Source organism: Kribbella sindirgiensis, from assembly GCF_004331435.1.
Taxonomy (GTDB): Bacteria; Actinomycetota; Actinomycetes; order Propionibacteriales; family Kribbellaceae; genus Kribbella; species Kribbella sindirgiensis.
Map to the genome: position 1 here is coordinate 467710 of NZ_SJKA01000006.1, position 26376 is coordinate 494085.

Genomic DNA, 26376 nt, shown 5'->3' on the forward strand with positions numbered 1-26376 from the left:
CGGCCGCTGGGACCTCCCGGGACCTCGACGAGCTCGCGGTCAGACCGGTTCTCATGGAGCCGGATACGGGGAGTAGCTCGCCGAGGACCCACCAACTTCGGCTGACAACCAGGGGGAGTCAGCAGGACGAGCCGGGCTGGTGACGCACAGGGGACGTCAGTAGCCCGGCACAACCAAAAGCGAGGTGAAGGTCCCGTGGAGGGGTGGCCTTCACCTCGCTGGTGTGTCCAGCACAGCTGACTTGTCGAACGCGTAGCCCACCATCCACGACGGCTGGAGCCGGCAGTAGACGATGTCGTCGCCCCAGCTCGACGGCGAGCTGCCGTAGTGATTGGTGAGGTGCTCCTCGATCTCGGCGAAGTCCGGGTGATCCGCGGTCAGGAACTCGACGTCCCCGTGGCTGAACACGCCGATCCGCTCGCCGTCGACGTACGAGATGCTCGCCGCCGGGCGCTGCTTCAGGTGCCGCGCCTTCGCCGCCGACCCCGACGTGGTGAACACCCACCGCGCGTGCAGGAAGTGGCCGTCCACAGCGCTGATCCGCGGCTCACCCCGCGCGGTCACGGTGGCCAGGTTCAGCGTGCACATACCGGTCAGAACCTGCACCAGCTCCCCGGCGTCCAGCCGCCGCGGCCCCGTGATGATGTTGCGCAGATGCTCGGTCGACCGCTCGTAGGCCGCGTCGAGAAGCACCTGCAGCTGTGTGACTTCGGTCGCTGTCTCCTTCATCTTGTCGAGTTTGGCACTGCGCTCGGACATTGAGGGCGTGTCTGCCGGTCCCACACCTACTGCGCGGCACTCGGCACGGCACCTCGCCGCACGGAGCACCTGCTCGCGACGGTGTGGGACCGGCAGACACGCCCTAAACTGTCCGGTAACCTCGCTGCATGGCAGCCCGCGTGCAGGTCGTCACCGACTCCACGGCCGGTCTGTCCACGCACGAGCTGCTCCGCCACCCGCTGACCGTCGTACCGCTCCAGGTCGTGATCGGCGGGACGTCGTACGACGACGGTGCCACGTCGGCGGATGCGGTCGCGGAGGCGCTGAAGACGTTCACACCGGTCTCGACCAGCCGGCCGGCGCCGCAGACGTTCGCCGAGACGTACGCGGAGTGCGCCAAGAACGGTGCCGAGGCCATCGTGTCGATCCACCTGTCGGGTGATATGTCCGGCACGTTCGAGGCCGCGATGATCGGTGCCAAGGAGTCCCCGGTCCCGGTCCACGTGGTCGACTCCCGCTCGCTGGCTATGGGACTAGGTTTCCCGGTCCTTGCAGCGGCCGCAGCAGCCGCCGCCGGCGAGGACGCCATCACCGTCGAAGCCGCCGCCCGGGCCCGCATGAAGTCCATCTCGTCCTACTTCTACGTCGACACCCTCGAATACCTCCGCCGCGGCGGCCGCATCGGCGCCGCCCAGGCCCTCCTCGGTACGGCGCTAGCGGTCAAGCCACTGCTCACCATCAGCGGCGGCCGGATCGTCCCCCTGGAAAAGGTCCGCACCTCCAGCCGAGCCATCGCCCGCCTGGCCGACATAGCCGTCCAACGCGCCGGCGACACCCCCGTCCAAATCGCCGTCCACCACCTCGCCAACCTGGAAAAAGCCCAAACCCTCGCCGACAACCTCGCCACCCGCCTCCCCCAAGCCGAAGAGGTAGTCCTCCGAGAAGTAGGAGCCGTAATAGGAGCCCACGTAGGCCCCGGCCTCCTAGCAGTAGTAGTAGGCCCCCACTAACACCCCGCACCCCAGCCCTCACCGCCCCGGCGCCTCATCACTCCGCCGCACGTCTGGCCCGGCCGCCTCCGCCGCCCTCGCCTACCGCCGCGCCCAGGCCAGCTCCCGTACCTCCGCCTGCCCGCCTGCCCGCCCGCCTGGCCACGACCCACCCAACCTCCGCGCGCCACTCCGGCCCCTTCGAGCGAGTGCCGCGAGCCCAGGCGATTCATCGAGTCGTGGCTTTCGGCGACCAATCACAGCCGCAACCCACGACTCGGGGACCTGGAAACTGCGGACTTGGGAACTGGGGAGGACTACTTTCCACATCGGGCAGGAAATTCTCCCCAACCACCTCCGCCCAGCACCGCGCCACGCAATCATCCGGCGCCCCCGCCCTCATACGAGCACCCGATCCTCCGTTCCACCCCGAACGGCCGGTTTCTCCACAGCTTTGAAGTCGGCGTCTCACCCACGCCCCAGACTCGTACCTTCTCTGGGCGTGAAGGTCTTCCGCCGCACCCCCCCCCCCGACCCGGCCGCCCGAGCCCGAGCTCTCGCCCGCCTAACCCCCCGCCCCCCGCACCCAACCACCACCCACCTTCACACCCCACCCACCACCCAAACCCACCCCAACCGCCCCGTCACCAGTCAGCCCTCCGCCGCCCCGGCGCCCGCCACCAACCAGCCGCCTGCCGCTCCAACAACTGCCACCGAGCAAACCTCCACCGAGCAAACCTCCGCCGAGCGAACCTCCGCCGATCGGACCACTCAAACGCGCGACCCGCGCAGCCCGCGCGCCGCGCCCTGGGCGCCCGGCACGACCGACCGCGACGTACACCCCAGCGGCGACCCGCCAAGCGGACGACAGCCACCAGACGAATATCCGGAGGAGCGTGATGAGGTGCGAGGCGGATGGACCCCCGAACAACCCCAACCCGACCGACTACGCGACGCCCGCTGGACCCTCACCCCACGCCACATCGCCGTCCTGGCCGTACTCCTCGTCCTCGGCCTGACCTGGGCCGCCTGGACCTTCCTCAAAGCCCGCCCCGAACCCCTCCCCGACACCCGCCCATCCACCACAACCACAGGCTCCGCGGTAATCCGCCCAACACCCAATCCCGGCCCAGCCCAAACCCAACCAGCCGCCAACCCGTCCGCCACCAACCAGCCACCCGCCACGAACCAAGCCTCAGGCCCAAACCCAACCTCAGGCGCCACCCAGCCCCCCGGCGACGGAACCTCCTCGAATCCGCCGCCGGTCGTGGTCCACGTCGCAGGAAAGGTACGCCGCCCCGGCCTGATCCGGGCCCCAGCCGGCTCCCGCGTGGCCGACGTACTCACCCTCGCCGGCGGCCCACTCCGAGGCGTAGACCTCACCACCCTGAACCTCGCCCGCCAAGTAACCGACGGCGAACAAATCATCGTCGGCGCAACCACCCAACCCCCACCCCCGACCCAACCATCGGCAACCGCCGGTCCCAGCCCGTCCTCAGCCCCCACCGCCCCCGTCAACCTCAACACCGCCACCCTCGACCAACTCGACGCCCTCCCAGGCGTAGGCCCAGTCCTAGCCCAACGAATCCTCGACTACCGCACCCAGAACGGCCCCTTCACCACCATCGACCAACTCCAGGAGGTCCCCGGCGTAGGCCCCAAGAAGTTCGACTCCCTAAAACCCCATGTCCGCACCTGACCCCACCAACCACCCGCCCAAACCGACCCCCACACCCGATGAAGCCACCGAGCCCACACCCGCAGAGTCCGCCGAGCCCACACCCGCAGAGTCCGCCGAGCCTGCACCCGCTGAGGCTGTTGACCCGACCACCGTGGAGGCGACCGAGCATGAGCAGCTCGATGCGCGGCTGCTCATCCCGGCGGCTGCGGGCTGGCTGGCAACGGCGGTGCTGGTCGGCCAGCCGCCGGTCGTCGGCGGAATCGTCGCCGCATGCGCGCTGGCACTCGCCGCGACACTCGGGATGACCCTCCGGCGCACGAGCCGCACCCCCTCAACCGGAACCCCGGCAACCGACCCGGCAACCGACCCGGCAACTGATCCGGCGACGGGTCCCGCGACGGCTCGGGTGACGGCCCCGTGGGCTTATCCCGCGGTCGGGCAGGCAACTGATCCGGCGACCGGCTCGGTGCGTCGATGGGCGACACGTTGGCTGGCTCGTACAGCGGCTGGTTGGGCGATCGTTGGTTCGTTGGTTGTCGTGGGCGGGCTGGCGATCGCCGCCGGGCTGCACACCGCGGCCCTCCGCGCGGGACCCGTGCAGGAGCTCGCGACCCGTTCGGCGACAGTCACCGTTCGGCTCAAGATCGACGGGGATCCGTCGCTCCGGCAGAGCACCACGAGCAGACGGCCGCCGTACGTCGTGGTGAGAGCGACCATCGAGGAGATCCGCAGCGGCGCCGGCTCGGTCCACGCGATCCGGCAGCGGATACGTACGCCGGTGCTGGTCGTAGGCACCGCGAAATGGGAGCACGTGAGATACGGCCAGCATGTCGACGCGAGCGGAAGGCTCGAGCAAGTAGAAGGCGGCGCCGAGGTGGCCGCGATGCTCTCGACGAGGTCGCCGCCGCGGACTGTAGATCAACCACCGTGGTGGCTGCGTGCGGCTGAGCAGGTCCGGGCAGGACTGCGAGAAGCAGTAGCAAGTGAGCCCGAGGACGTCCGCGGCCTGGTCCCGGCACTAGTGATGGGCGACGTCTCCGGCGTATCAGCGGACCTCAACGCGGACTTCCAAACCACGGGCCTGACCCACCTGTCCGCCGTGTCAGGGACGAACCTGACGCTCCTACTCGCGTTCCTCCTCCCGCTGGCGCGGCTGGTCGGCGTACGGGCGCGTGGGCTGACCGTGGTCGGGTTGTTGACAGTGGTCGTGTTCGTCGTGCTGGCCAGACCGCAGCCGAGCGTCCTTCGGGCGGCCGCGATGGGGCTGATCGCCTTGGCGGCTCTGACCAGTGGGGGAGGGCGGCGCCGCGCCGTGCGTAGTCTGTCGGTCGCTGTGATCGTGTTGCTGCTGCTGGAGACGTCGCTCGCGCGCTCGGCCGGGTTCGCGCTGTCGGTGCTTGCGACCGCCGGCATCATCCTGCTCGGACCAGGGTGGCGGGATGCGTTGGCGAGGTGGATGCCTGGCTGGCTGGCCGACGCGATCTCGTGCCCGCTCGCGGCGCAGCTTGCCTGTACGCCGGTCGTCGCGTGGCTGTCGGGTGAGGTGTCGCTGATCGCCGTCGCCGCGAACCTGTTGGCGGGACCAATGGTCGGCCCCGCCACGATTCTCGGTTTCGTCGCGGCCGGTGTGGCTCTGATCAGCAGCGAGTTGGCGCAAGTTGTCGGCTGGGCTGCCGGATGGCCTGCTCGCTGGATCATCCTGGTTGCTCGCGAAGGCGCGGATCTCCCGGGCGCCGCCAACGCGTGGCCCGCGACCGTGGTCGGGATCGTCGTACTGATGGTGCTCTGCCTGGCCCTCGTGCTGGGTTTGCACCGCATCCTGGCTCGCCCGATCGCGATGATCCTGGCGGTGATCCTGCTCGCGGTCGTCGTACTGCGTCCCGTCGGATCGCTCGGCTGGCCGCCGGACGACTGGTTGTTCGTCGTCTGCGATGTCGGACAGGGCGACGGGTTGGTGTTGCGGGCGGGTGATCGTACGGCGGTTGTCGTCGACACCGGGCCGGATCCGGCGGCGATGGATCGGTGTCTGAAGGACCTCGACATCGAGTACATCCCGGTTGTCGTGCTGAGTCACTTCCATGCGGATCATGTCGGCGGGCTGGCCGGCGTACTGAACGATCGGCGGGTGGACGAGATCGAGGTGACGCCGTACTTCTCGCCGCGGGCCGAATACGATCGCGTGGTTGATCTGGCGTCGCGGCACGGGGTGGTTGTGCGTACTGTCGCGTTCCACGAGCAGCGGGTCGTGGGGAAGGTGAGTTGGACGACCCTGTGGCCGGCGAAGGTGCCGGCGTTGCCCGCGCCGGGTACGTCCTCGGCGACGTCGACGGATGAAGGGTCGCCGGAGAACAACGCCAGCATCGCGATGATGGTCGAGCTCGACGGCCTTCGGATCCTCCTCACCGGTGACTTGGAGCCGGAATCACAGCGCGCTGTCGTGGCGACGGGAGTCGACCTGCGGGCGGATGTGTTGAAGGTCCCGCATCACGGTTCAGCTCAGCAGGACCCTGGGTTCATCGCTGCTGCGAACGCGCGGTTGGCGCTCATCTCAGCCGGGCGCGACAACGACTACGGCCACCCGGCGCCGAGAACCCTGGACCTCCTGTCCCACAACGCGACCCGAACCGCCACCACCAACGTCAGCGGCCCCCTCACAGTCACCAACACCAACAACCACCTCGCTCTCACCACACACCCACAGCTACAGGAGGCAGCTAGAAGGTGACGGCGGAGGTTGGGGTGGTGTTTTCTGGTTGGTCGCCCAGGGACCATGCGGCGACCCGCGAGACGACGTGGGCTGGGATTTTGTCCGCTACGCCGGGGACGGCGGGTACGTCGTACGTGGCGTGGGCGTCGTACGGGAGGACTACTCGGTAGCCGCGGGCGAGGGCGGTCTTGGACGTTGCGTGTACGCACATCTCCGACATGACGCCGCAGATGGCGAGCGAACGTACGCCGGCCGATACCAGGATCTCCCCGAGTGGCGTCGCGTCGAAGCCGTCGTCGCGTGGCTTGCGGATCACGTGCTCACGGGGTCCTGGCTTGAGCGGAAGGTACAGCTCCCAACCGGGCGTTTCGGGCTCGTCGTCCGCGCCGGGCGGACCGTCGTTCTGCAGGTGTACGACGAGCGCGCCGGCGGCCCGGGCTCGGTCCAGCAGGTCGCTCACCCGATCCAGGAGGGCAGCGGCGCCGGGCACAGCACCCGGACCGGAGACGAACGCAGTCTGCAGATCCACAAGAACCAAGGCATCGACAGGCGAGCTCAGCGCGCCAGGCAAATGCGTCGCGTCGGAGGAGGTCGTTGCGTCGGGTGGGGGCATGGGGGTCATCCTTGCTGGTTTGGTGTGGGGGTGCACGGGGATTGTCGGGAGGGCGTGGGATGCTGACGGGGTGGCTGCTCGTAAAGGTTCTGCGCCGAAGCTGGGTGATGTGCTTCTCGTGACCGGGAGCGAGTCGTTCCTGGCGGATCGGGCCGTGCGGTCGGCGATCGCGGCGGTGTCGAAGAACGCTTCGGCCGGGGGTGACAGCCCAGTGGAGGTGACGGATCTCGAGGCGTCGACGCTGGACGTCGGGGTGTTCGCGGAGCTGACCGGGCCGTCGTTGTTCGCGACCGAGCGGGTGCTGGTGCTGCGCGGGTTGGAGAACCTGCCGAGTGAGATGGCGCCGCATCTGATCGAGTACGCCGGGTCGTCGTCGGACGACGTACTCGCCGTGTTCGTGCACTCCGGTGGGCAGAAGGGGAAGGGCGTCCTCGACAAGTTGCGGAAGGCATCGGTCACTGAGGTTGTCGCGACGGCGCCGAAGGCTTGGGAGCTTCCGCAGTTCGTGGCCGGGGAGATCCGGTTGCACGGTGGGACGGTCGACGAAGGTGCGGCGTCGGCGCTGGTGGACGCGGTCGGGCACGATCTGCGGGCGCTGGCGGGGGCGTGTTCGCAGTTGGTGTCGGACTCTGGTGGTCAGGCGGTGACTACGCAGCTGATCGGGCAGTACTTCGGTGGGCGTGCGGAGGTCACGAGCTTCGCGGTTGCCGATGCGGCGATCGCCGGCCGGACGGAGCCGGCGCTGGAGCAGCTCCGGTGGGCGTTGGACTGTGGGGTGGCGCCGGTGCTGGTGACGAGCGCGATGGCGGGCGGGTTGCGGGGGCTGGCGAAGTACGCGAGCGCGCCGAGTGGGATGCGGGAGGCGGACCTGGCGCGCGAGGTCGGCGTACCGCCGTGGAAGCTCAAGCAGCTCAAGCAGCAGTCGCGCAGCTGGACTCCGGGTGGTCTCGCGACCGCGATCAAGGCGGTCGCCCAGGCCGACGCAGACGTCAAGGGCGCCTCCGGCGATGCCGGCTACGCCCTCGAACGCATGGTCCTCACCATCACCCGAGCCCACGGCCGCCGCTGACCGCCCGCTTGAGGCTGGTTCGGGTACGCAAAAACGATCGGCCGGTTGGGACCGGGCCGATCGTTGGCGGGGCGCGTTCGGGACGCGGCCCTGGTGTTAGAGGGAGGCGGCCTTCTTGAAGATGGCCGACTTGCGGTTCGCCGCCTGGTTGGCGTGGATGACGCCCTTGCTGACGGCCTTGTCGAGCAGGCGACCGGCCTTGCGGGCGGTGTCGTTGGCCTTCTCGGCCTCGCCGGCCTCGACGGCCTCGTGGAAGCGGCGAACAGCCGTCTTGAGGGTCGACTTCACCGACTTGTTGCGAAGTCGCGCAGCCTCGTTCTGGCGGTTGCGCTTGATCTGGGACTTGATGTTCGCCACGGAGCAGAGCCTCGATCAGGTGTGTGCGGTCAATACAGGATGGTGTTGCGCGCACGGCTGTACACCACCCGTGGGCACGCGAAGGAACAGATTACCAACAAGCGGCACCTCCAGCCAAACCGGGACCCGGCGTCAGCACGGCTGAAAGCGAAGTGAAACCGCGAACCGCCAGACTACTGTCCGTGGTCGACGGCAGAGTGATGCGGATCGTGGCGCTAGCAGCGCTAGCTCTCGCGGTGGGCGGGGTCGCCGTCCCGCTGGTGCGCGACGGCGGTGAGCCGTTCTATCCCGGGCGTACGGAGGATGCGCAGGTGACAGCGCAGTACGAGATCCGTGCGGACGGTGCTGTGGACGTCACCGAGACGATCGACTACGAGTACAACAGGTCTGGACTGCCGCTCGACCGGATCGTTCACCTCCGTCGGCCCGCTGAGGGGCCGATCGACCAGCAGGTCTCCGAGCGGGGCAAGGATCGGGTCTGGAAGGTGACCGACGTCACCGCCACGGATCGCTCCGGCGCACCGGTGCCGGTGCGGACGAAGGTGCTGGATCCGGCCCTGCCGCCGATGTCCGGGACCGGCAACGACGGCTGGGACAGCCGGCTGTCCGATCTGCTCATCCAACTCGGGGAGGACAACCGGCCGGCGGGGCATCGGGTGAGCTATGTGCTGCGGTACCGCGTTCACGGCGCGCTGGACAAGACAGCTGACGGGTATGAACTCAACTGGCCCGACCCGGTCCGGGCGGCTGAGAACTCGTGGGTCGACTATCCACAAGTGCCCCTGCATGAGGTCCGGGTGGTCGCACCGACGAAGGTCACCACCGCGTCCTGCACTGCGTACACCGAGGACAAACAGACGCCCTGCGCAACCAAAGGAGAGCCGACGGTCTTCACCCCGGGCCGCGTTCCCGCTGGGATGACAGTCAAGGTCGCCGTACCGGCAGCCGGCATCACCGACGGCGGTGCGGAGTACGACGGTTCGCCGCTCAGTCTCAAGCTCAAGATCCTGCTCATCGCCGTCGGCGTGGTCCTGTTCCTGGCCCTCGTCGGTGTGGTGGCTAGTTGCCTGATCAGGGGTTTTCCCTTGCACCTCCGTCCGCGTGCGTGACAGCGGGCACCCCTGACGGCATACTCGGGGCCCGCGAGCCAAGGGCTCCGCCATCGCTCCGTCCAAGCCTGGAGGAACTGCGTGACCCGCAAACGCCCGGCGATCGTCGTGGCCACCGCACTGATCGCCGCCTGTGCCGGCGTACCCGTGCTGGTGAACGCCGCGAGCGCCAGCCAGCCGGCCCCGAGCCCGGCCGCCGATCCGGAGGTCAAGCGCTCCGAGACCGGTTCGTACATCGTTCAGCTCGACGACTCCCCGGTCGCCGAGTACGCCGGTGACATCGCCGGCCTCGCCGCCACCAAGGTGGTGCCGGGCGGCAAGCTGCTGAAGACCGCGGCGCCGGTCGTCGACTACGTGAAGCACCTCGCCGGCGAACGCGACCAGGTCCTGAGCAAGGTCCCGGGCGTCAAGAAGCTCTACGACTACAGCTACACGTACGCCGGGTTCTCCGCCGAGATGCCGTACGACGACGCGGTCAAGCTGGCCAAGTCGTCGGGGGTGAAGAGCGTCGAGCCGAGCGAGATCCAGCACGCCGACACCGTCGACACCCCGCGCTTCCTCGGCCTGTCCGGCAAGGGCGGCGCCTGGCAGCAGGCGGGTGGGATCGACAAGGCCGGCGACGGCGTGATCATCGGCGTGATCGACTCCGGGTACGTCCCTGAGCGGGCGAGCTTCGCGCCGCTGAAGACCACGAAGACTTCCGACGCGATCGTCGCGAAGAAGTGGAAGGGCACCTGCCAGGCCGGCGAGGAGGCGCCCGTCACCTGCAACAACAAGGTGATCGGCGCGCGGTACTTCGACAAGGGCATCGGTACCCGCCCGATCCCGGACGAGTTCAAGTCGCCGCGTGACTACGGCGGCCACGGCACCCACACCGCCAGCACCGCGGCCGGCAACTACGGCGTCGACATGAAGGTCATGGGCCGCGACTACGGCAAGGCCTCCGGTATGGCGCCGCACGCCCGGCTCGCGATCTACAAGGCGCTGTGGGCGGTCGACGCGACCGGCGGCGGCAGCGGTACGGACGCCGACATCGTGGCCGCGATCGACGCGGCGGTCTCCGACGGCGTCGACGTGATCAACTACTCGATCTCCGGCAGCGGATCGACGTACGTGAACGCCACCGGGCTCGCGTTCCTGCGGGCGGCCAAGGCGGGCGTGTTCGTCGCGACCAGCGCCGGGAACACCGGTCCGGGCGAGGCGACCGTCGGCAAGACGTACCCCTGGGTCACGTCGGTTGCCAACGGCACCCATGACCGCGACATCCAGACCACGGTGACGCTCGGCGACGGCAAGTCCTACACCGGTGCGGGCATCGGTTCCGGTACGCCGGCGACGCCGGTGGTGCTGGCCAAGGACGCGGGTCTGCCGAACGCGGACCCGGCGAACCTCGCCCTCTGTCAGGCGGGCACGCTCGACCCGGCGAAGGCCACCGGCAAGATCGTGGTCTGCGACCGTGGCGTGAACGCCCGGGTCGACAAGAGCGCGCAGGTGAAGGCCGCCGGCGGTGTCGGCATGATCTTGCTCAACATCGTCCCGGGCACGCTGGACGCCGACCTGCACACGGTCCCGACGGTCCACCTCGACGACAAGGCCACGCCGGCGGTCAAGGCGTACGTGAGCGGTACCGCGAACCCGACGGCCACCATCGGCGCCGGAACGCCGGTGAAGGTCAACGCCCCGAAGGTGGCGGCCTCCTCCAGCCGCGGTCCGTCCCCGGCCGGTAACGGCGACCTGCTGAAGCCGGACATCATGGCGCCGGGCACCAACGTGCTGGCCGCGACGACCGCGTTCAGCGCGGCCGGTGGTGAGTACGCGTTCATGAGCGGTACGTCGATGTCGACGCCGCACATCGCGGGGATCGCGGCCGTGCTGAAGAGCAAGCACCCGACCTGGTCCCCGATGGCGATCAAGTCGGCGCTGATGACGACCGCCACCGACAAGGACGCGAGCGGCAAGCCGATCCAGAACGACTCCGGCTCGCAGGCGACCCCGTTCGGGTACGGCGCGGGCCAGGTGCGGCCGAAGCTCGGGATGGACCCGGGTCTGGTCTACGACTCGACGTACACCGACTGGACGAAGTTCATCTGCGGCTCCGGGCAGGTGCCGAGCACGCACGAGCTGTGCGCGAACGGCAAGATCGACCTCAGCGACCTGAACTACCCGACGATCGCGATCGGTGACCTGGCCGGCAAGCAGACCGTGACCCGGACCGTGACGAACGTCGGCCAGGTCCCGGAGGTCTACTTCCCGAAGGTCGAGGGCCTCAAGGGCCTGAAGGTGACCGTGACACCGCGGATCCTGGTCACGCTCCCGGGCCGCAGTACGACGTACAAGGTCACGATCGAGAACGACGGCGCCCCACTCGAGCAGTACTCGTTCGGGCGACTGGTCTGGAAGTCGGTGAACCACACGGTCGCGAGCACGCTGGCGGTCAAGCCGCTGACGGTCAAGGCGCCGGTCCAGGTCAACGGGACCGGCACCGCCGGGTCCGTGCAGGTTCCGGTCACGGCCGGGTACGCCGGATCGCTCGAGACCACCGCGGTGGGCCTGAACCCGGCCACGGTCGGCGAGGCCGCGCTGAAGAACCCGGGTGGCGTGTCGTTCCCGACGACCGCGCCGAAGGTCAACGACCACGTCGCGAAGTTCACCGTGAACGTCCCGGCGGGTACGACGTACGCGAGGTTCTCCACGTTCGACGCGGACTACCCGGCCGGCACTGATCTGGACGTGTTCGCCTACAAGGCAGGTACGGCGACTCTGCTCGGTAGCAGCACCGGTGGCTCGGCTGAGGAAGAGGTGAACCTCTCCCAGCCCGCAGGTGGTCAGGTGGACGTGTACGTCGACCTGTACGCCGGAGCGAACGAGCAGGTGGTCAAACTCGACCACTGGGAGCTGCAGAAGGCTGAAGGCAACCTGACCGTCACACCGGCCAGCCAACCGGTCACGGTCGCCGGTCAGGCGAGTGTGACGGCCAGCTGGACCGGTCTGACCGCGGGCACCAGGTACCTCGGCCAGCTGCACTTCACCGACGGAGCCGACGGCTCCGGCTCCACCATCGTCCGCGTAGACAGCTGAAACAGCGACGAGGGCGGCCCCACACCGGGGCCGCCCTCGTTGCCTGTTTACGGCTCGTGGATCGTCCAGCCGTCGGCCTTCTCGACCAGCAGCTTGCACTCGCCCGACGTGACGTCACAGCGGAACAGTTGGTTGTGGATGACGCCACCGTCCCCGATCGTCTCGGTGAGCGTCAGCAGTTGGGTGCCGTTCTCGAATACCGGCAGCGGCAGGGTGTCCGTCATGCGGTCCTTCAGTTGCAGCTTGGTGACCTGACCGGTGTTGATGTCGATGGCCTCCGCCCGCTCGCTCTGGATCATGGTCCGGCCGTCGGGTGACAGCACTGGGTAGAGGTGCGCCTGCCCTTCCGCGCAGTACTCCCGCAGTACCTTGAAGCCGTCGTCTCGCAGTGCTCCGGCCTTGAGGCATGGTTTCCCGTCGACCTTGGCAGACACCACGATGGTCCCGGCCGCCGGTGGAATCGCCGCGCTGCCGTCGAAGCCGTCAACGGACACCGGCCGCTGCCGACCGGATGCCGGCTGCCAGACGACCAGTCCGGCCTTTCCTCGGTTCATCCACAGGCCGTCCTGGTTCCAGCCGAGGAGCTCCGGCGACCCGGCGGCGGCGGGCAGTTGGGCGACCTGCTTCCCGGACTGGATGTCGACGACGATCACCTGGCCGCGAGTGTTGGACAGGTAGTGGAACATCGCCACCTGCTTGCGATCCGGGGACAGGACCTGAAAGCCCGACCGGTCCGGGCCGAGCGTCCGGAAGGTGCCGTTCGGCAGCAGGATGCCGGGGCGGAACCGGCCGGCCCCGGGCATCTGCTGGCCCAGCCAGCCACCGCCGGCCCGCCCGAAGAAGAAGCCGTCGACCCCCTTCGGAATGCGCACTTTCTGCTTGCCGTCGTGGAGCGAGTTCTCCTCGTACACGGTGTACGGGACCTGGGGTGCCGCTCCGGACACGGGTGGGGCCGGGCGCCGCGCCGGGTCGGGTCGGTCGCCTCGGCTCAGCAGGGATGCTGCCAGTACGACGACCACGACGATGGCTGCGGCGGCCGCGAGGACCGGCCAGTTGCGGCGGCGTTCGGGTGGCTCGAGGCCCGGGCCCTGGGCGTTGTCGGGGACGGTGGCGGCCTGGGCGTGCAGGTAGTCGCGGAGGCGCGTTTCGGTGTCGGTCATCGGAGTTCCTCGAGGCGTTCGGTCAGGACGGCGAGACCGCGCGACGACGTGGCGCGGGCGGAGGACTCGCTGATCCCGAGAAGCTGGGCGATCTCGGCGAAGGGGAGATCGAGGTAGTAGCGCAGGACGAGGACCTCGCGCATCCGCCGCGGCAGTCCCTGGAGAGCCCGCTGTACCTGGGTCCGTTCCTCGCTCAGTACGGCGGCACTCTCGGCGGAGGCGTTCGGCGCCTCGTGCGGTGGGATGTACAGCCGCGCGACCTTACGCCGTCGCAGTACAGACCGGCTGCGGTTCAGCACCGCCGTACGCAGGTACGCCAGGGCCGCATCGGGCCCCCGTAACGGCCAGCGCCGGTACAGCTCGGCAAAAGCCTCCTGTACGACGTCTTCCGCCGCCTGCCGGTCGTCGACCATCAGCACCGCCAGCCGGACCAGTCCGGCCCAGTGCTGCTGGTAAAGCGCCGACACGGCCGCCTGAGCAGGCGCCGGGCGTCCGATGCTCACCATTTGATTCGTCACACCGTTAGAGACGCCCGACCCTCAGGAACGCTGCGTCCGTTCCCGCACCCAGTCCAGATGCATCAGAGCGCTCTCCCGCTGCCACGGCCGCACCGTCGGGATACCGGATGGTGCCGGCTGCGCCGAACCCCACCACAGCCCACCTCCGACCGCCGCGACGAACCCCGTGATCGCCTCGTCGTCCGGTAGCTCGGGCAGCGTCACCGAAGTGCGCATCTCCGCGTGCAGGATCACCGTGTCCACCCAGCGAGGCGCGAGGCCCGGGTGTGCCCAGTCGATGAACACCACGCGGTCGTCGGTCAGGATGATGTTGTCCGCGCGCAGGTCGTAGTGCGCCAGCGCCTTGCCCTCAGCAAGTGCCCGCACCCCGGACCGCGCCAGCTCCGCGAGCTCCTCCACCCGCCCTTCGATCCAGTCAGGGACGGCGAGACCGTCCCGCAGCACCAGGTCCCACCGGCTCAAGAAGTCGTGGCTGCGCTCGGCGACGAGAGGTGCGTCCGGCCACGGTGACGGGTCCAGCGCGTCGGTCAGCTCCTCCAGCGCGCCCAGCACCCTGTCGGCGTCAGCCTGTTCCCACGGATGCGCGGGCATCCGGCCGTCGATGTCCTCGAAGAGCATCCCGACCCAGTCGCCGTCGTCGTACACGTCGTACAGGACCGGTGCCATCGGGACCGTGCCGATCCCCTGCATCGCGGTGATCTCCAGCCGGAACAGCTCCGGTGTTTTCGGGTTGAGCTCTGTACCGACCGCCTTCAGGAACGCCCGGCGGCCGGAGGCGGTCACGAGGCGGGCGGCCACGCCGGGGGAGAAGCCGCCCTGCTGGGTGGCCGCGGACACCACGACTGACCCGAGCGAGCGCTCCACCCAGGCCCGCACCGCGGCGGGCAGCTTCTCGAACGGCAACCGAACCCCAGCAGCATGCGCCATGCGTCACCACGCTAGCGGGCGTGATCCACTGATTTTCGAATCTGCTGGACCGCCATGGGATGATTGACCGGATATACCTCCGAGACTAGAACTGGATCCCCTCCGTGCCCGTTGGCCCCACGAAAGTGCCGCAGCCGGGTCGCACCGACCCGTCGCTGATCCGGAACTTCTGCATCATCGCCCACATCGACCACGGCAAGTCGACGCTGGCCGATCGGATGCTGCAGATCACCGGAGTGGTCGACGACCGCTCGATGCGGGCCCAGTACCTGGACCGGATGGACATCGAGCGCGAGCGCGGCATCACGATCAAGTCGCAGGCGGTCCGGCTCCCGTTCACGCCCGGCCCGGAGTCCCCGGGCGGCCTGCTGGCCCCGGACGGTACGACGTACATCCTGAACATGATCGACACACCCGGTCACGTCGACTTCACATACGAGGTCTCGCGGTCGCTCGAGGCGTGTGAAGGCGCCGTTCTGCTGGTCGACGCCGCGCAGGGGATCGAGGCGCAGACGCTGGCCAACCTGTACCTCGCGCTGAACGCCGACCTGCACATCATCCCGGTGCTGAACAAGATCGACCTGCCGAGCGCCCAGCCGGAGAAGTACGCCGCGGAGCTCGCGCACATCATCGGGTGCGACCCGTCGGACGTGCTCAAGGTGTCCGCGAAGACCGGTGAGGGCGTCGAGGAGCTGCTCAGCGAGATCGTCGCGCAGGTGGAGCCGCCGAAGGGCGTGAAGGACGCTCCGCCGCGGGCGCTGATCTTCGACTCGGTCTACGACACCTACCGAGGCGTCGTCACCTACGTCCGGGTGGTCGACGGCGAGCTGACGCACCGGGACCGGATCAAGATGATGTCGACCGGCGCGGTGCACGAGATGCTCGAGGTCGGCGTGATCTCGCCGGAGCCGGTGAAGACGCCGAGTATCGGTGTGGGTGAGGTCGGTTACCTGATCACCGGGGTGAAGGACGTCCGGCAGTCCCGGGTCGGTGACACCGTCACCGCGGCCGTCCGCGGCGCGACCGATCCGCTCGGCGGCTACAAGCACCCGCAGCCGATGGTGTACTCCGGTCTGTTCCCGATCGACGGCGACGACTACCCGACGCTGCGTGACGCGCTGGAACGCCTGCAGCTGAACGACGCCGCCCTGCAGTACGAGCCGGAGACGTCGGGGGCGCTCGGGTTCGGGTTCCGGTGCGGCTTCCTCGGGCTGCTGCACATGGAGATCGTCCGCGAGCGGCTCGAGCGCGAGTTCGACCTGGCGCTGATCTCGACCGCGCCGAACGTGGTCTACCGGGTGGAAATGGAGGACGGCAAGGAGTTCGTCGTCACCAACCCGAGCGAGTTCCCCGAGGGCAAGATCGCCGACATCTACGAGCCGGTGGTGAAGGCGACGATCCTGAGTCCGAAGGACTACATCGGCGTCATCATGGAGCTGTGCCAGACCAAGCGCGGCAGCCTCGGCGGCATGGACTACCTGTCCGAGGACCGCGTCGAGCTCCGCTACACCCTGCCGCTGGCCGAGATCGTCTTCGACTTCTTCGACCAGCTGAAGTCCAAGACCAAGGGCTACGCGTCCCTCGACTACGAGCCGACCGGTGAGCAGGCGGCGGCGCTGGTCAAGGTCGACATCCTGCTGCAGGGCGAGACGGTCGACGCGTTCTCGGCGATCGTGCACCGCGACAACGCGTACTCGTACGGCGTCGCGCTGGCCGGCAAGCTGAAGGAACTGATCCCGAGGCAGCAGTTCGAGGTGCCGATCCAGGCCGCGATCGGGTCCCGGATCATCGCCCGCGAGTCGATCCGCGCGATGCGCAAGGACGTGCTCGCGAAGTGCTACGGCGGTGACATCACCCGGAAGCGCAAGCTGCTCGAGAAGCAGAAGGAAGGCAAGAAGCGGATGAAGATGGTCGGCCGCGTCGAGGTCCCGCAGGAGGCCTTCATCGCCGCCCTCCGCACGTCCGACACCGGAGAGAAGGCCGGCAAGAAGTGAGAGCCTGCCCCTAGTGCCGGTCCAGATTCCTGACGGTCTGCTCGTCGTCGCCTCGCGCGGGCAGGACTGGGCCGACTGGCTCGATCGGCTGCCGCGGCTGCTGCGGGACCTGCTCGACGAGTGGGACCTGCGCGTCGACGGTACGGCGGCGTACGGGAACTGCGCGATCGTCGTACCGGTGCTCGCGCAGGGGCAGCGGGCCGTGCTGAAGGTGCAGTTCCCGCACTGGGAGGCGGAGACCGAGCACCTGGCGCTGCGGGCCTGGGCCGGCAACAGTGCCGTCCAGCTGCTGCGCGCGGACCCGCGCCGGTTCGCGCTGCTGCTCGAGCGCCTCGAACCGCGGGACCTGACCACGATCGACGTATTGGACGCCTGCGAGCTCGTTGGCGGCACCTACAAGCGGCTGCATGTGCCCGCGGGACCGCAGTTCCGGACGCTGTCGGGGGAGCTGAAGCGCTGGGCGGAGCGGTTCCGGCAACTGCCCGCGTCGGCGCCGGTGCCGCACCGGTACGTCGAGCAGGCGATCTCGCTGGCCGAGGACTTCATCACCGATCCCGCGACCGACGGCCGGCTGATCCACACCGACCTGCACTACGAGAACATGCTCGCCGCGGACCGTGAACCGTGGCTGGTGATCGACCCGAAGCCGTTCTCCGGCGATCCGCATTTCGAGGTCGCGCCGCTGATCTGGAACCGCTGGGACGAGGTGAACGACGTACGGTTCGCGGTCCGGCAGCGGTTCTGGACCACGATCGACGCCGCCGGCTTCGACGAGGACCGGGCCCGCAACTGGGTGATCGTCCGCCAGATGCTCAACGTGCTCTGGACCCTGGAGTCCGCCGGCACCGACGACTCCCTGCCCCAGGACTGGCTGACTCGCAACATCACCATCGTCAAAGCCATCCAGGACTGACGTGAGCTAGCAGACATCCGATTGAAGTTAGTAGTTACTACCTACTAACTTCGAGCGTATGCCGACACGGATGAGCGGGCAGGAACGGCGCGAGCAGGTACTCGGGATCGCCGAGGAGGAGTTCGCGGCCGCAGGGCTGTACGGCGCCTCGACCGAGACGATCGCGCGGCGGGCCGGGATCACGCAGGCGTACGTGTTCCGGTTGTTCAGGACGAAGAAACTGTTGTTCCTGGAGTGCGTGGACGCCGCGTTCGAGCGGATGCGGCTGGCGATGGTCGCGGCCGCCGGTGGGGCGAGCGGGGTCGAGGCGCTGGCGGCGATGGGGCAGGAGTACAACGACATGCTCGCCGACCGCACCACGCTCCTGCTCCAGTTGCAGGGCACGGCCGCGGCGGCAGCAGGCGACGGCGAGGTGCGGGACGCCGTACGGGCGAGCTTCGCGCGGCTGTGGCAGTCCGTGGCGGACACCGCGCAACTGGACCCGGTCACCGTCAAGGCGTTCCTTGCCTTTGGCATGCTTCTCAACACGAACGCCGCCCTGGATCTCCCGCAGGTCGACGAACCGTGGTCCCATCAGGCCAGAACCCGCATCAAACCAGGGCTTTTCACCCACATCACCACCGACACCAACCGATGAACGCGCCGACCCTGGTGCGGGCCCCGCGAGTGCTCGTGGGGTTCTTGGTCTTCGTCGGACTGGTCGGCGCGGTGATCGGGAGCCTCGGCGCACCGTTGATCACGGCCGTGGCCGAGGCGTACGGCGTTTCGCTCGCCGCCTCCCAGTGGACGTTGACGATCGCGTTGCTGGCGGGATCCGTGACGACGCCGGTCCTCGGGCGGCTCGGGTCGGGCCCGCGGCGGCGCACCGTCGTACTGGTGATGCTGGCGGTGGAGGTCGTCGGCAGTCTGCTGACGGTGATCCCGCTGCCGTTCGCGTTCCTGCTGGTCGGCCGGGCGCTGCAGGGCTCCGGGATCGGGCTGATCGTGCTGATGATGGCGGTCGCGCGGGACCACCTGGACGAGCAGCGGGCCGCGCGGACGATCGGGTTGCTGTCCGTCGCGTCGACCGCGGGAATCGGAATCGGCTACCCGTTGTCCGGGCTGCTCACCGACCTCGCCGGCGTTCGCGCGGCGTACGGGCTCGGCCTCGTCATCACCGCGGCCGCCCTTGTCGCCGCCGTCTTCGCGCTACCGCAGGCCCCGGACCGGCCGTCGTCCCGTCTCGACGTCCGCGGTGCGATCCTGCTCGCGATCGCCCTGCCTGCCTTGCTCCTCGCCATCGGTGAGATCGGTGATCACCCTGCCCCGGCCACGGCGCTCCTTGCGGCCGCGCTCCTGCTCCTGATCGGCTGGACCTTCCTCGAGGTCCGCACCGGGAGTCCGCTGGTCGACATCAGGCTCCTTCGGCATCCCGCGGTCGCCGCCGCGAACCTCGTGATGCTGGTCGGCGGCGTCGGCATGTACCTGCTCTTCAGCCTGATCACCCGCTACGTACAGACACCCGCGGCGGCCGGGTACGGTTTCGGCCTCAGCTCCTTCCAGGCCGGTCTGGTCCTGGTCCCGTTCTCGCTCCTCGGGTTCGTCGCCGGCCGGCTGATCCCGGCCTTACGCCTTGGTGCCAGGTCGTTGCTGGCAGCAAGTACTGCGGTGGTCCTCGCCGCGTTCGTACTCTTCGCGGTCGCCCGATCACACCTGGTCGAACCGATCCTTGCCATCGGCATCCTCGGTTTCGGCGTCGGCGCGTTCTCCGCCGCGATGCCGGTCGTCATCCTTGCCGTCACCCCGGCTGCCGAGACCGCGAGCGCGATGAGCGTGAACGCGGTCGTCCGGAGCGTCGGCTTCTCCACCGGCAGCGCCCTCGGCGGCCTCATCCTCGCGACCCACACGACAGGCGTTTTCCCCCGCGAGTCCGGGTACGGCGCGGCCGCCTGGATCGGGGTCGCCGCCACCGCGGCCACCCTGCTGATCGTCGCCGTACTCCCGCTTAAACCGGTGGCTCCGGAGCGGTTTCGCGGGAGAGGATGACGGTATGCGGTTGTTGACGGTCAATGTGGTGGAGCAGCTGATCCCGGGTCCCAAGGAGACGGGGTTCACCGCGATCGACAAGCGCCCGCAGCCCGGCCGGGTCCGGGTCGGCGAGCTGGGTCTCGCCGGGGACCGGGTCTGCGACACCAAGAACCACGGCGGCCCGGATCTCGCGCTCTACGCGTACGCCGAGGAGGACGCCGACTGGTGGGCCGCCGAACTCGGCCGCGACATCCCGACCGGTCTGTTCGGCGAGAACCTGCGGACCGAGGGCGTCGACATCAGCGGTGCGCTGCTCGGTGAGGTCTGGCGGATCGGCGACGAGGTCGAGGTGATGGTCCGCGCGCCGCGCATCCCGTGCATCACGTTCCAGCACCGTATGCAGGAGCCGCACTGGGTCAAGCGCTTCCACCAGGCCGGCTGCCCCGGCGCGTACCTGAGGGTGCTCCGCGAAGGCACGATCGGCGCCGGCGACCCGATCGAGATCATCAGCCGCCCGGACCACGAGGTCACCATCGCGGAGATGTTCGGCGCCCAGGACCCGGCGAAGCTCCGTCGCATGCTCGACTCCGGCGTGGACCTGATGGACGAACTCCGCGACACCGCCCACCGCGTCCTCTCCCGCGGCCTCTCCCGCGGATGAGCCCCCGGCCCGCACCCCTCCCGACCGCGCAACTCCAATTTCCCTGGCTGACCCAGCAAATGCGGGGTTCCACACCCGTGTCACGGGTCATTAACCCCCCATTTGATGGGTCAGCCACGGTATTTGGTGGGTCTGCCAGGGAAATGAGGAGAGGGGAAGGGTTGTGGTGAAGGGGGTGCTGCCGGAGCCGGGGCCGTTGCGGGCGTTGGCGCTGGCGACGTTGCTCAGCCGGGTCGGCAACGGGTTGCTGATGACGGTCAGCGTGCTGTACTTCACGCGGATCGTCGGCCTTTCGATCGCTCAGGTCGGGCTCGGTCTGACCATCGCGGGCCTGTTCGGCCTGCTGTCCGCCGTACCGCTCGGGCATCTCGCCGATCGGCGCGGGCCGCGCGGGTTGTTCGTCGTCCTGAGCCTGACGGTGTGCGGCCTGTCCCTGGTGTACCTGTTCGTGCACACCTTCTGGCAGTTCCTGGTCGTGAGCATCGTGCTGACGATGGTCGACCGCGGCGCCGGAGCGGTGCGCGCCGCGTTGATCGCCGCCATCACGCACGGCGCCGGCCGGGTCGCGGCCCGCGCGTACCTGCGGGCCGTCACGAACATCGGCATCATGGCCGGGGCGGGGATCGGCGCGTTCGCACTGCATTTCGACACCGGTACGGCGTACCGCCTGATGTTCGTGCTCGACGCCGTCCTCAGCAGTATCGCGGCGTTCGTCGTCCTGGCGATCCCGCGGGTCGCGCCGCAACCCCATGACGACGGCGGGCCGGTGTGGATCGCGCTGCGCGACCGTGGGTACCTCGCGGTCGCCGCGCTCAACGCAGGCATGAGCATCCACTTCGCCGTTCTCGATGTCGCGATCCCGCTCTGGGTGGTCGATCACACGGACGCTCCGCGCTGGACGATCGCGCTGCTGCTGATCATCAACACCGTCGTGGTTTCGCTGTTCCAGGTGCGCTCGTCGCGCGGTATCGCCGATCCGTCGACGGCCGCCCGCGCCACCCGCACCGCAGGGTTGTTGCTGCTGGCATCGATGGTCCTGCTGGCCGGCGCGACCTGGGGCAACGCCGCGATCGCGGTCGGTCTGCTCGCCGTCGGCGCTCTGGTGCAGGTGATCGCCGAACTGCTGCAGTCCTCGGGATCGTTCCTGCTCAGCTTCGACCTGGCGCCGAGTCACGCCCAAGGCCAGTACCAGGGCGTCTGGAACACGAGCATGTCGATCAGCACCATGGTCGCCCCCACGGTCCTCGCCCTGCTCCCACTCGGCCTGGGCGTCCCCGGCTGGATCATCCTCGGCCTCTGGTTCGCCGCCGTCGGCATCCTCTCGGTCCCGGTCGTGCGCTGGGCCGCGGCGCGCCAGGCGGCGGGTCAGGCGGCGGGTCAGGCGGGGGATCAGGCAGGGGGGCAGGCGGGGGATCAGCTGGTGGGTTCGCGGTAGCCGAGGGCTGCGGAGATCTTGCGGGCGGCTTCGATGGCGGCGGGGGCCATCAGGGCGACCTGGGCGATCGACTGTTCCAGCGAGAGGGTGGAGATGCTGACCGCGGCGATCGCGGCGCCCGTGTGGTCGTGGATGACCGCGGCGACGCAGCGGATGCCGGGCTCGTTCTCCTCGTCGTCGAGTGCGTAGCCGCGGGACCTGATCTGGGCGAGATCGGCCTTCAGCGTGGCCGCCGACGTGTGGGTCAGGGGAGTGCGGGCGGGCAGACCGGTCCGGGTGATGTGGACGTCGAGCGCCTCGTCGTCCTTCTCCGCGAGCAGCGCCTTGCCGATACCGGTGCAGTGCAGCCAGATCGCCTTGCCGACCCGTGACGGCATCCGGTACGGCTTCGGGCCGTCGAGCCGCGCGACGTAGATCGCCTCGTCGCCGTTCAGCAGGCCGACGTGGACCGTGCACCGGGTCTGCGCGACGAGGTCCGCGAGTACCGGGCGGGCCACGGTGGCGAGGTCGACGTTCGTGAGGGCGTGACCGGCGAGCCGGAGTGCCTTCGGCCCCGGGTGGTACGAGCCGTCGTCGGCCTGCGTGACGAACTCGTGCTCGACCAGCGACGCCATGATCCGGTGCACCGTGGACTTGGCCAGGCCGGTCGCGTTCACCACGTCGGTGAACCGCGAGTGCTCCAGTACGGCGTCCAGCACCATCAACGTCTTGTCGATGGCCGAGGGCGAACTCATGTCGGACATCCTGCCACTCCTCACCTCGCCAGCCAGCCACCGTCGACCGCGAGCACGTGCCCGTTGACGTAGTCCGCCGCCGCCGACGCGAGGAACACCGCGGCTCCCACGACGTCCTCCGGCCGTCCCCAGCGCCCGGCCGGGATGCGCTGCCGGATCGAGACCTCCCGCTCCGGGTCGGCGCGCAGCTCCGTGGTGTTGTCGGTGCTGATGTACCCGGGCGCGATCGCGTTCACCTGGACCCCGGCCGGCCCCCACTCGTTGGCCAGCGCCCGGGTCAGCCCCGCCACCGCGTGCTTGCTCGCCGTGTACGCCGGGACGGTGATCCCACCCTGGAAGCTCAGCAACGACGCGATCGTGACGATCTTCCCGGTCCGCCGCTGCGCCATCGCGGCCCCGACCGGGCGCGTCACCGCCCAGGTGGAGTTGAGGTTCACGTCGATCACGTGCTGCCAGTCCGCGGTCGTGGTCTCGGCCGCCGGCGCCCGCCGGATCGTGCCGGCGTTGTTGACCAGAATGTCGACGTTCCGGTTGTCGACAATCTCCGCGGCCGCTCGTTCGACCGCGGCCGGGTCGGCGAAGTCCGCGATCACCACGGACGCGTCGCCGCCGCCGTTCTGCTTGATCGCCTCGAGCGTGTCCTCGAGCGCCGCGTCCCGGGCCATCAGGATCAGCTCGGCGCCGGCAGCGGCGTACCCGGCAGCGATCGCCGCGCCGATCCCACGCCGGGCTCCGGTGACCAACGCCGTACGTCCTTCGAGACTGAAAGCCGTCACCGCAGGTCCCGTACGTCGACACCGTCCATGTCGCCGAACGCCTGGTTCTCGCCGGCCATCGCCCACACGAAGCTGTACGACGACGTGCCGCAGCCGGAGTGGATCGACCAGCTGGGGGAGATGACCGCCTGCCGGTCCGCTACCAGCAGGTGCCGCGTCTCGTCGGGCTCGCCCAGTAGGTGCACGATCCGCTCGGTCTCCGGGAGCCCGAAGTACAGGTAGCACTCGGTCCGGCGGTCGTGGGTGTGGGCGGGCATCGTGTTCCAGGTGCTGCCCGCGTGCAGCGTCGTCACGCCGAGCACGACCTGGCAGCTCTGAACGCCGTCCGCGTGGATGAACTGGTCGATCGTCCGGCGGTTCGCGGTCTGCTGATCGCCGAGCTCGAGGCGATTGCCCTCGCCGGGGTTGACCTGCGCGGTCGGGAAGCTCGTGTGCGCGGGCGCGGAGAACACGTAGAACGCCGCCGCAGGTCCGTCGAAGACCACGTCGCGGACGCCGCGTCCGACGTACAGGCAGGCGCCGGTGGTCAGCTCGTACTTCGTTCCGTCGGCGGTGACCGTGCCGGGTTCGCCGACGTTGACGATGCCTGCCTCGCGGCGTTCGAGGAAGAACTCGCTGCGCAGTTCGGGGTAGGTGCCGAGCGTCAGCGGCCCGTCCGTCGGGCGGGCGCCGGCGAGCACGATCCGGTCGTGGTGGGTGAGCACCGCGGTGACGGCGCCGGGGACGAAGAGCTCGTCCACCAGGTAGTGGCGGCGCAGCGCGGCCGTGTCGAAGCCGGGCAGCTGCTCGGGATGGGTGGCGTGCCTGATCTGCAGAGTCACGGAACTAGGTTCTACTGAGCGAAACCACCTGTCAATCGTGGTTGAGCCTTGGAACTGGGCGCGGAAATGTTCCAGGTTCCGTGTCTTGACACCAGGTTCTGGTCAATGGAACCTCTCAACCAACCCATCGCCCCTGGGAGGCTCTCTGATGACCGTTCTGGACTGGTCGGTCCTGGTCGGCTATTTCGTGCTGATGGTGCTGATCGGAGTCTGGTCGCGCACCAAGATCAAGACGGTCGTGGACTACTTCACGACCGGTGGCCGGATTCCGTGGTGGTTGTCCGGTATCTCGCACCACATGTCCGGCTACAGCGCCGTCATGTTCGTCGCGTTCGCGGCGGTCGCGTACTCGTACGGCATCACCGTCTACGTCTGGTGGGCGATGACGATCGGCGTCGGTGTCGGCATCGGCGCGTTCCTGTTCGCGGCGCGCTGGAACCGGCTGCGGGCCAAACAGGGGGTCGTGTCGCCGCTGGAGTACCTCGCGCGCCGCTACAACCTGTCGACGCAGCAGGCGCTCGCGTACTCCGGTGCTGCGCTGAAGGTCGTCGACATCGCGTCGAAATGGGTCGCGATCGCCGTACTCCTGAACGGTTTCACCGGGGTGCCGATCCGGTGGGGGATCCTGCTCACCGGCGTCGTGACGATGCTGTACGCCACGCTCGGCGGGCTGTGGGCCGACGTACTGACGGACTTCGGGCAGTTCGTGATCCAGTTCGGGGCCGGTGTCGCGATGTTCATCGGAGTGCTCGCGCACCTGGACGGCGTACCGACGCTGTGGAAGATGTGGGACCAGTTGCCGGCCGGGCACGGTGACGCGCTGAACGGGCCGTACACGCCGATCTTCCTGATCGCGTTCCTGTTCATCAAAACCTTCGAGTACAACGGCGGCATGTGGAACCTGGCGCAGCGGTACATGGCCGCGCCGTCCGGATCCGCCGCGAAGAAGTCGGCCCTGCTGTCCTCGGTGCTGTGGCTGGTCTGGCCGTTGATCCTGTTCATCCCGATGTGCGCGGCGCCGCTGCTGGTGCACCCGGGCAAGGCCGAGCAGTCGTACGTCGCCCTCGCGCAACTGCTGCTGCCGACGGGGCTGATCGGGCTGGTGCTGGCCGGGTTCTTCTCGCACACGATGGCGATGGTGGCCTCCGACGCGAACGCGATCTCGTCGGTGATCACGCGGGACCTGGCGCCGGTGCTGGTGCCGCGCGTCCGGCAGCTGACCGACGGCGCGGCGCTGAAGATGGCGCGGATCGTCACGTTCACGTTCGTCACGGTGAGCATGCTGATCGCGATCGCGACCAACGGTGAAGGCGTCGTCCTGAAGATCGTCGTCGACCTGGTCGCCGCGACGATGGGACCGATCGCGATCCCGCTGATGCTCGGGCTGCTGCCGTGGTTCCGGCGCAGCGGACCACGGGCCGCCCTGGCGTCGTGGGCGACCGGGCTGATCGCGTGGGCGATCGTCAAGTACGGCGTCGGCTCGACGGACACCACCCTGGTCGTCGCGTTGCCGCTGGCAACTTCTCTGGTGGTGTACGTCGGACTCGGCCTGCTCGCGCCGGAGAACCGCGCGGACGTCGACGAACTGGTCGACTCGCTGAACACCGACCCCGACGAGGTCGGCACCCGCCCGGCGGCGGCCCTGTCCTGAAAGCGCTGTCCTGAATCTGAAACACTGTCCCATGTCACGGAACCGTCCACGCTAGGAGACGCCCCTCATGCCGAACATCACCGTCGAACTCCTCTCCGGCCGCACCCTCGACCAGCGCCGCGAGTTCGTCGCCGCCGTCACCGACTCCGCGATCGCCATCCTCGGCGCCAAGCGCGAAGCGGTCCGCATCGTCTTCACCGAAATCGAGAAAACCGACGTCGCCAACGGCGGCACCCTGGCCGCCGACCTCTGACCGGCACACCCAACCCCCACACCCCAACCCCATCCGCACCCCGCCCCGCACACGGACAACTCACCGGCTTCGATTGATCCCCTTTCGTGGGTATACCCACCAGATGCTGGGTTTGCGTCCAGGATCCCGGGCGCAAACCCAGCATCGCGGACGCCAACCCACGAAATGCGGGTCTGGGCGGGGCGCCGGATGGTGAAACGGGC

General features: G+C 68.9%; 23 protein-coding genes. 14 read left to right on the forward strand and 9 right to left on the reverse strand.

Annotated features, from left to right (window positions below):
* Nucleotides 1–210: 210 nt before the first annotated feature.
* Nucleotides 211–729 (reverse strand): pyridoxamine 5'-phosphate oxidase family protein, encoded by a 519-nt coding sequence (locus tag E0H50_RS20050; RefSeq protein WP_131290672.1) that lies wholly within the window; start codon nucleotides 727–729, stop codon nucleotides 211–213.
* A 158-nt stretch (nucleotides 730–887) separates the two neighbouring features.
* On the opposite strand from E0H50_RS20050, the gene E0H50_RS20055 reads away from it, so the two are divergent.
* The 3 genes from E0H50_RS20055 to E0H50_RS20070 all read left to right on the forward strand — a co-directional run bounded on the left by E0H50_RS20055 (nucleotide 888) and on the right by E0H50_RS20070 (nucleotide 6115).
* Nucleotides 888–1730 (forward strand): DegV family protein, encoded by an 843-nt coding sequence (locus E0H50_RS20055; protein ID WP_131290675.1) that lies wholly within the window; start codon nucleotides 888–890, stop codon nucleotides 1728–1730.
* Between the two features lie 883 nt (nucleotides 1731–2613).
* A complete protein-coding gene (locus E0H50_RS20065) occupies nucleotides 2614–3408 on the forward strand; it encodes a ComEA family DNA-binding protein (protein ID WP_131290678.1) in 795 nt (264 codons plus the stop codon).
* Nucleotides 3395–6115, forward strand: a complete 2721-nt coding sequence (locus E0H50_RS20070) for a ComEC/Rec2 family competence protein (RefSeq protein WP_238151088.1) — start codon at nucleotides 3395–3397, stop codon at nucleotides 6113–6115. The genes E0H50_RS20065 and E0H50_RS20070 overlap by 14 nt, the downstream gene beginning before the upstream one ends.
* Here E0H50_RS20070 and E0H50_RS20075 read toward each other — a convergent pair.
* On the reverse strand, nucleotides 6105–6710 hold the full coding sequence (locus E0H50_RS20075) for an isochorismatase family protein (RefSeq protein ID WP_131290681.1): 606 nt from the start codon (nucleotides 6708–6710) through the stop codon (nucleotides 6105–6107). The two genes, E0H50_RS20070 and E0H50_RS20075, sit on opposite strands and share 11 nt — an antisense overlap.
* A gap of 109 nt (nucleotides 6711–6819) precedes the next feature.
* On the opposite strand from E0H50_RS20075, the gene holA reads away from it, so the two are divergent.
* Nucleotides 6820–7779 carry a DNA polymerase III subunit delta gene (holA, locus tag E0H50_RS20080; protein ID WP_238151089.1) on the forward strand — a complete coding sequence of 320 codons (960 nt, stop codon included), beginning with the start codon at nucleotides 6820–6822 and terminating at the stop codon, nucleotides 7777–7779.
* A gap of 96 nt (nucleotides 7780–7875) precedes the next feature.
* Here the strand turns inward: holA and rpsT are convergent, their stop codons facing one another.
* On the reverse strand, nucleotides 7876–8136 hold the full coding sequence (rpsT, locus tag E0H50_RS20085) for a 30S ribosomal protein S20 (RefSeq protein WP_131290686.1): 261 nt from the start codon (nucleotides 8134–8136) through the stop codon (nucleotides 7876–7878).
* A 182-nt stretch (nucleotides 8137–8318) separates the two neighbouring features.
* Here rpsT and E0H50_RS20090 point away from each other — a divergent pair, with 182 nt between their 5' ends.
* The gene (locus tag E0H50_RS20090; RefSeq protein WP_131290689.1) at nucleotides 8319–9245 is read left to right on the forward strand and encodes a DUF2207 domain-containing protein; all 927 of its coding nucleotides are present in this window, start codon (nucleotides 8319–8321) and stop codon (nucleotides 9243–9245) included.
* Nucleotides 9246–9326: 81 nt separating this feature from the next.
* The gene (locus tag E0H50_RS20095; RefSeq protein ID WP_131290692.1) at nucleotides 9327–12323 is read left to right on the forward strand and encodes a S8 family serine peptidase; all 2997 of its coding nucleotides are present in this window, start codon (nucleotides 9327–9329) and stop codon (nucleotides 12321–12323) included.
* Between the two features lie 47 nt (nucleotides 12324–12370).
* Here E0H50_RS20095 and E0H50_RS20100 read toward each other — a convergent pair whose 3' ends face one another.
* Genes E0H50_RS20100 through E0H50_RS20110 form a run of 3 tightly spaced genes read right to left on the reverse strand, consistent with a single transcriptional unit; the run spans nucleotide 12371 to nucleotide 14928 of the window.
* Nucleotides 12371–13483: a hypothetical protein gene (locus E0H50_RS20100; RefSeq protein ID WP_131290694.1), complete on the reverse strand. Its 1113-nt coding sequence runs from the start codon at nucleotides 13481–13483 to the stop codon at nucleotides 12371–12373.
* Nucleotides 13480–13989 (reverse strand): SigE family RNA polymerase sigma factor, encoded by a 510-nt coding sequence (locus E0H50_RS20105; protein ID WP_131290697.1) that lies wholly within the window; start codon nucleotides 13987–13989, stop codon nucleotides 13480–13482. The genes E0H50_RS20100 and E0H50_RS20105 overlap by 4 nt, the downstream gene beginning before the upstream one ends.
* 33 nt (nucleotides 13990–14022) lie before the next feature.
* A complete protein-coding gene (locus E0H50_RS20110; protein WP_131290700.1) occupies nucleotides 14023–14928 on the reverse strand; it encodes a protein kinase family protein in 906 nt (301 codons plus the stop codon).
* 104 nt (nucleotides 14929–15032) lie between these two features.
* On the opposite strand from E0H50_RS20110, the gene lepA reads away from it, so the two are divergent.
* The 6 genes from lepA (at nucleotide 15033) to E0H50_RS20140 (ending at nucleotide 21938) form a co-directional block, all read left to right on the forward strand.
* Nucleotides 15033–16922: a translation elongation factor 4 gene (lepA, locus tag E0H50_RS20115; protein ID WP_202868225.1), complete on the forward strand. Its 1890-nt coding sequence runs from the start codon at nucleotides 15033–15035 to the stop codon at nucleotides 16920–16922.
* 13 nt (nucleotides 16923–16935) lie between these two features.
* Nucleotides 16936–17835: an aminoglycoside phosphotransferase family protein gene (locus tag E0H50_RS20120; protein WP_131290703.1), complete on the forward strand. Its 900-nt coding sequence runs from the start codon at nucleotides 16936–16938 to the stop codon at nucleotides 17833–17835.
* A 58-nt stretch (nucleotides 17836–17893) separates the two neighbouring features.
* A complete protein-coding gene (locus tag E0H50_RS20125) occupies nucleotides 17894–18472 on the forward strand; it encodes a TetR/AcrR family transcriptional regulator (RefSeq protein WP_202868226.1) in 579 nt (192 codons plus the stop codon).
* Nucleotides 18469–19860 carry an MFS transporter gene (locus tag E0H50_RS20130; protein WP_131290706.1) on the forward strand — a complete coding sequence of 464 codons (1392 nt, stop codon included), beginning with the start codon at nucleotides 18469–18471 and terminating at the stop codon, nucleotides 19858–19860. Before E0H50_RS20125 ends, E0H50_RS20130 begins: the two co-directional genes overlap by 4 nt.
* Before the next feature lie 4 nt (nucleotides 19861–19864).
* Complete coding sequence (locus E0H50_RS20135; protein WP_131290708.1) at nucleotides 19865–20503, forward strand: MOSC domain-containing protein; 639 nt, start codon at nucleotides 19865–19867, stop codon at nucleotides 20501–20503.
* Between the two features lie 163 nt (nucleotides 20504–20666).
* Entirely contained in the window at nucleotides 20667–21938 is a 1272-nt protein-coding gene (locus tag E0H50_RS20140) for an MFS transporter (RefSeq protein WP_131290711.1), read from the forward strand.
* On the opposite strand, the gene E0H50_RS20145 is transcribed toward E0H50_RS20140, so the two are convergent.
* Genes E0H50_RS20145 through kduI form a run of 3 tightly spaced genes read right to left on the reverse strand, consistent with a single transcriptional unit; the run spans nucleotide 21917 to nucleotide 24269 of the window.
* A complete protein-coding gene (locus E0H50_RS20145; protein ID WP_131290714.1) occupies nucleotides 21917–22672 on the reverse strand; it encodes an IclR family transcriptional regulator in 756 nt (251 codons plus the stop codon). The genes E0H50_RS20140 and E0H50_RS20145 overlap by 22 nt on opposite strands.
* Before the next feature lie 20 nt (nucleotides 22673–22692).
* The gene (locus E0H50_RS20150) at nucleotides 22693–23448 is read right to left on the reverse strand and encodes an SDR family oxidoreductase (protein ID WP_131290717.1); all 756 of its coding nucleotides are present in this window, start codon (nucleotides 23446–23448) and stop codon (nucleotides 22693–22695) included.
* Complete coding sequence (kduI, locus tag E0H50_RS20155) at nucleotides 23445–24269, reverse strand: 5-dehydro-4-deoxy-D-glucuronate isomerase (RefSeq protein ID WP_238151090.1); 825 nt, start codon at nucleotides 24267–24269, stop codon at nucleotides 23445–23447. Before kduI ends, E0H50_RS20150 begins: the two co-directional genes overlap by 4 nt.
* 148 nt (nucleotides 24270–24417) lie before the next feature.
* Here kduI and E0H50_RS20160 point away from each other — a divergent pair, with 148 nt between their 5' ends.
* Both E0H50_RS20160 and E0H50_RS20165 read left to right on the forward strand, forming a co-directional pair.
* On the forward strand, nucleotides 24418–25920 hold the full coding sequence (locus E0H50_RS20160; RefSeq protein ID WP_131290720.1) for a sodium:solute symporter family protein: 1503 nt from the start codon (nucleotides 24418–24420) through the stop codon (nucleotides 25918–25920).
* A 67-nt stretch (nucleotides 25921–25987) separates the two neighbouring features.
* On the forward strand, nucleotides 25988–26173 hold the full coding sequence (locus E0H50_RS20165) for a tautomerase family protein (protein WP_131290722.1): 186 nt from the start codon (nucleotides 25988–25990) through the stop codon (nucleotides 26171–26173).
* The last annotated feature ends 203 nt before the right edge of the window (nucleotides 26174–26376 follow it).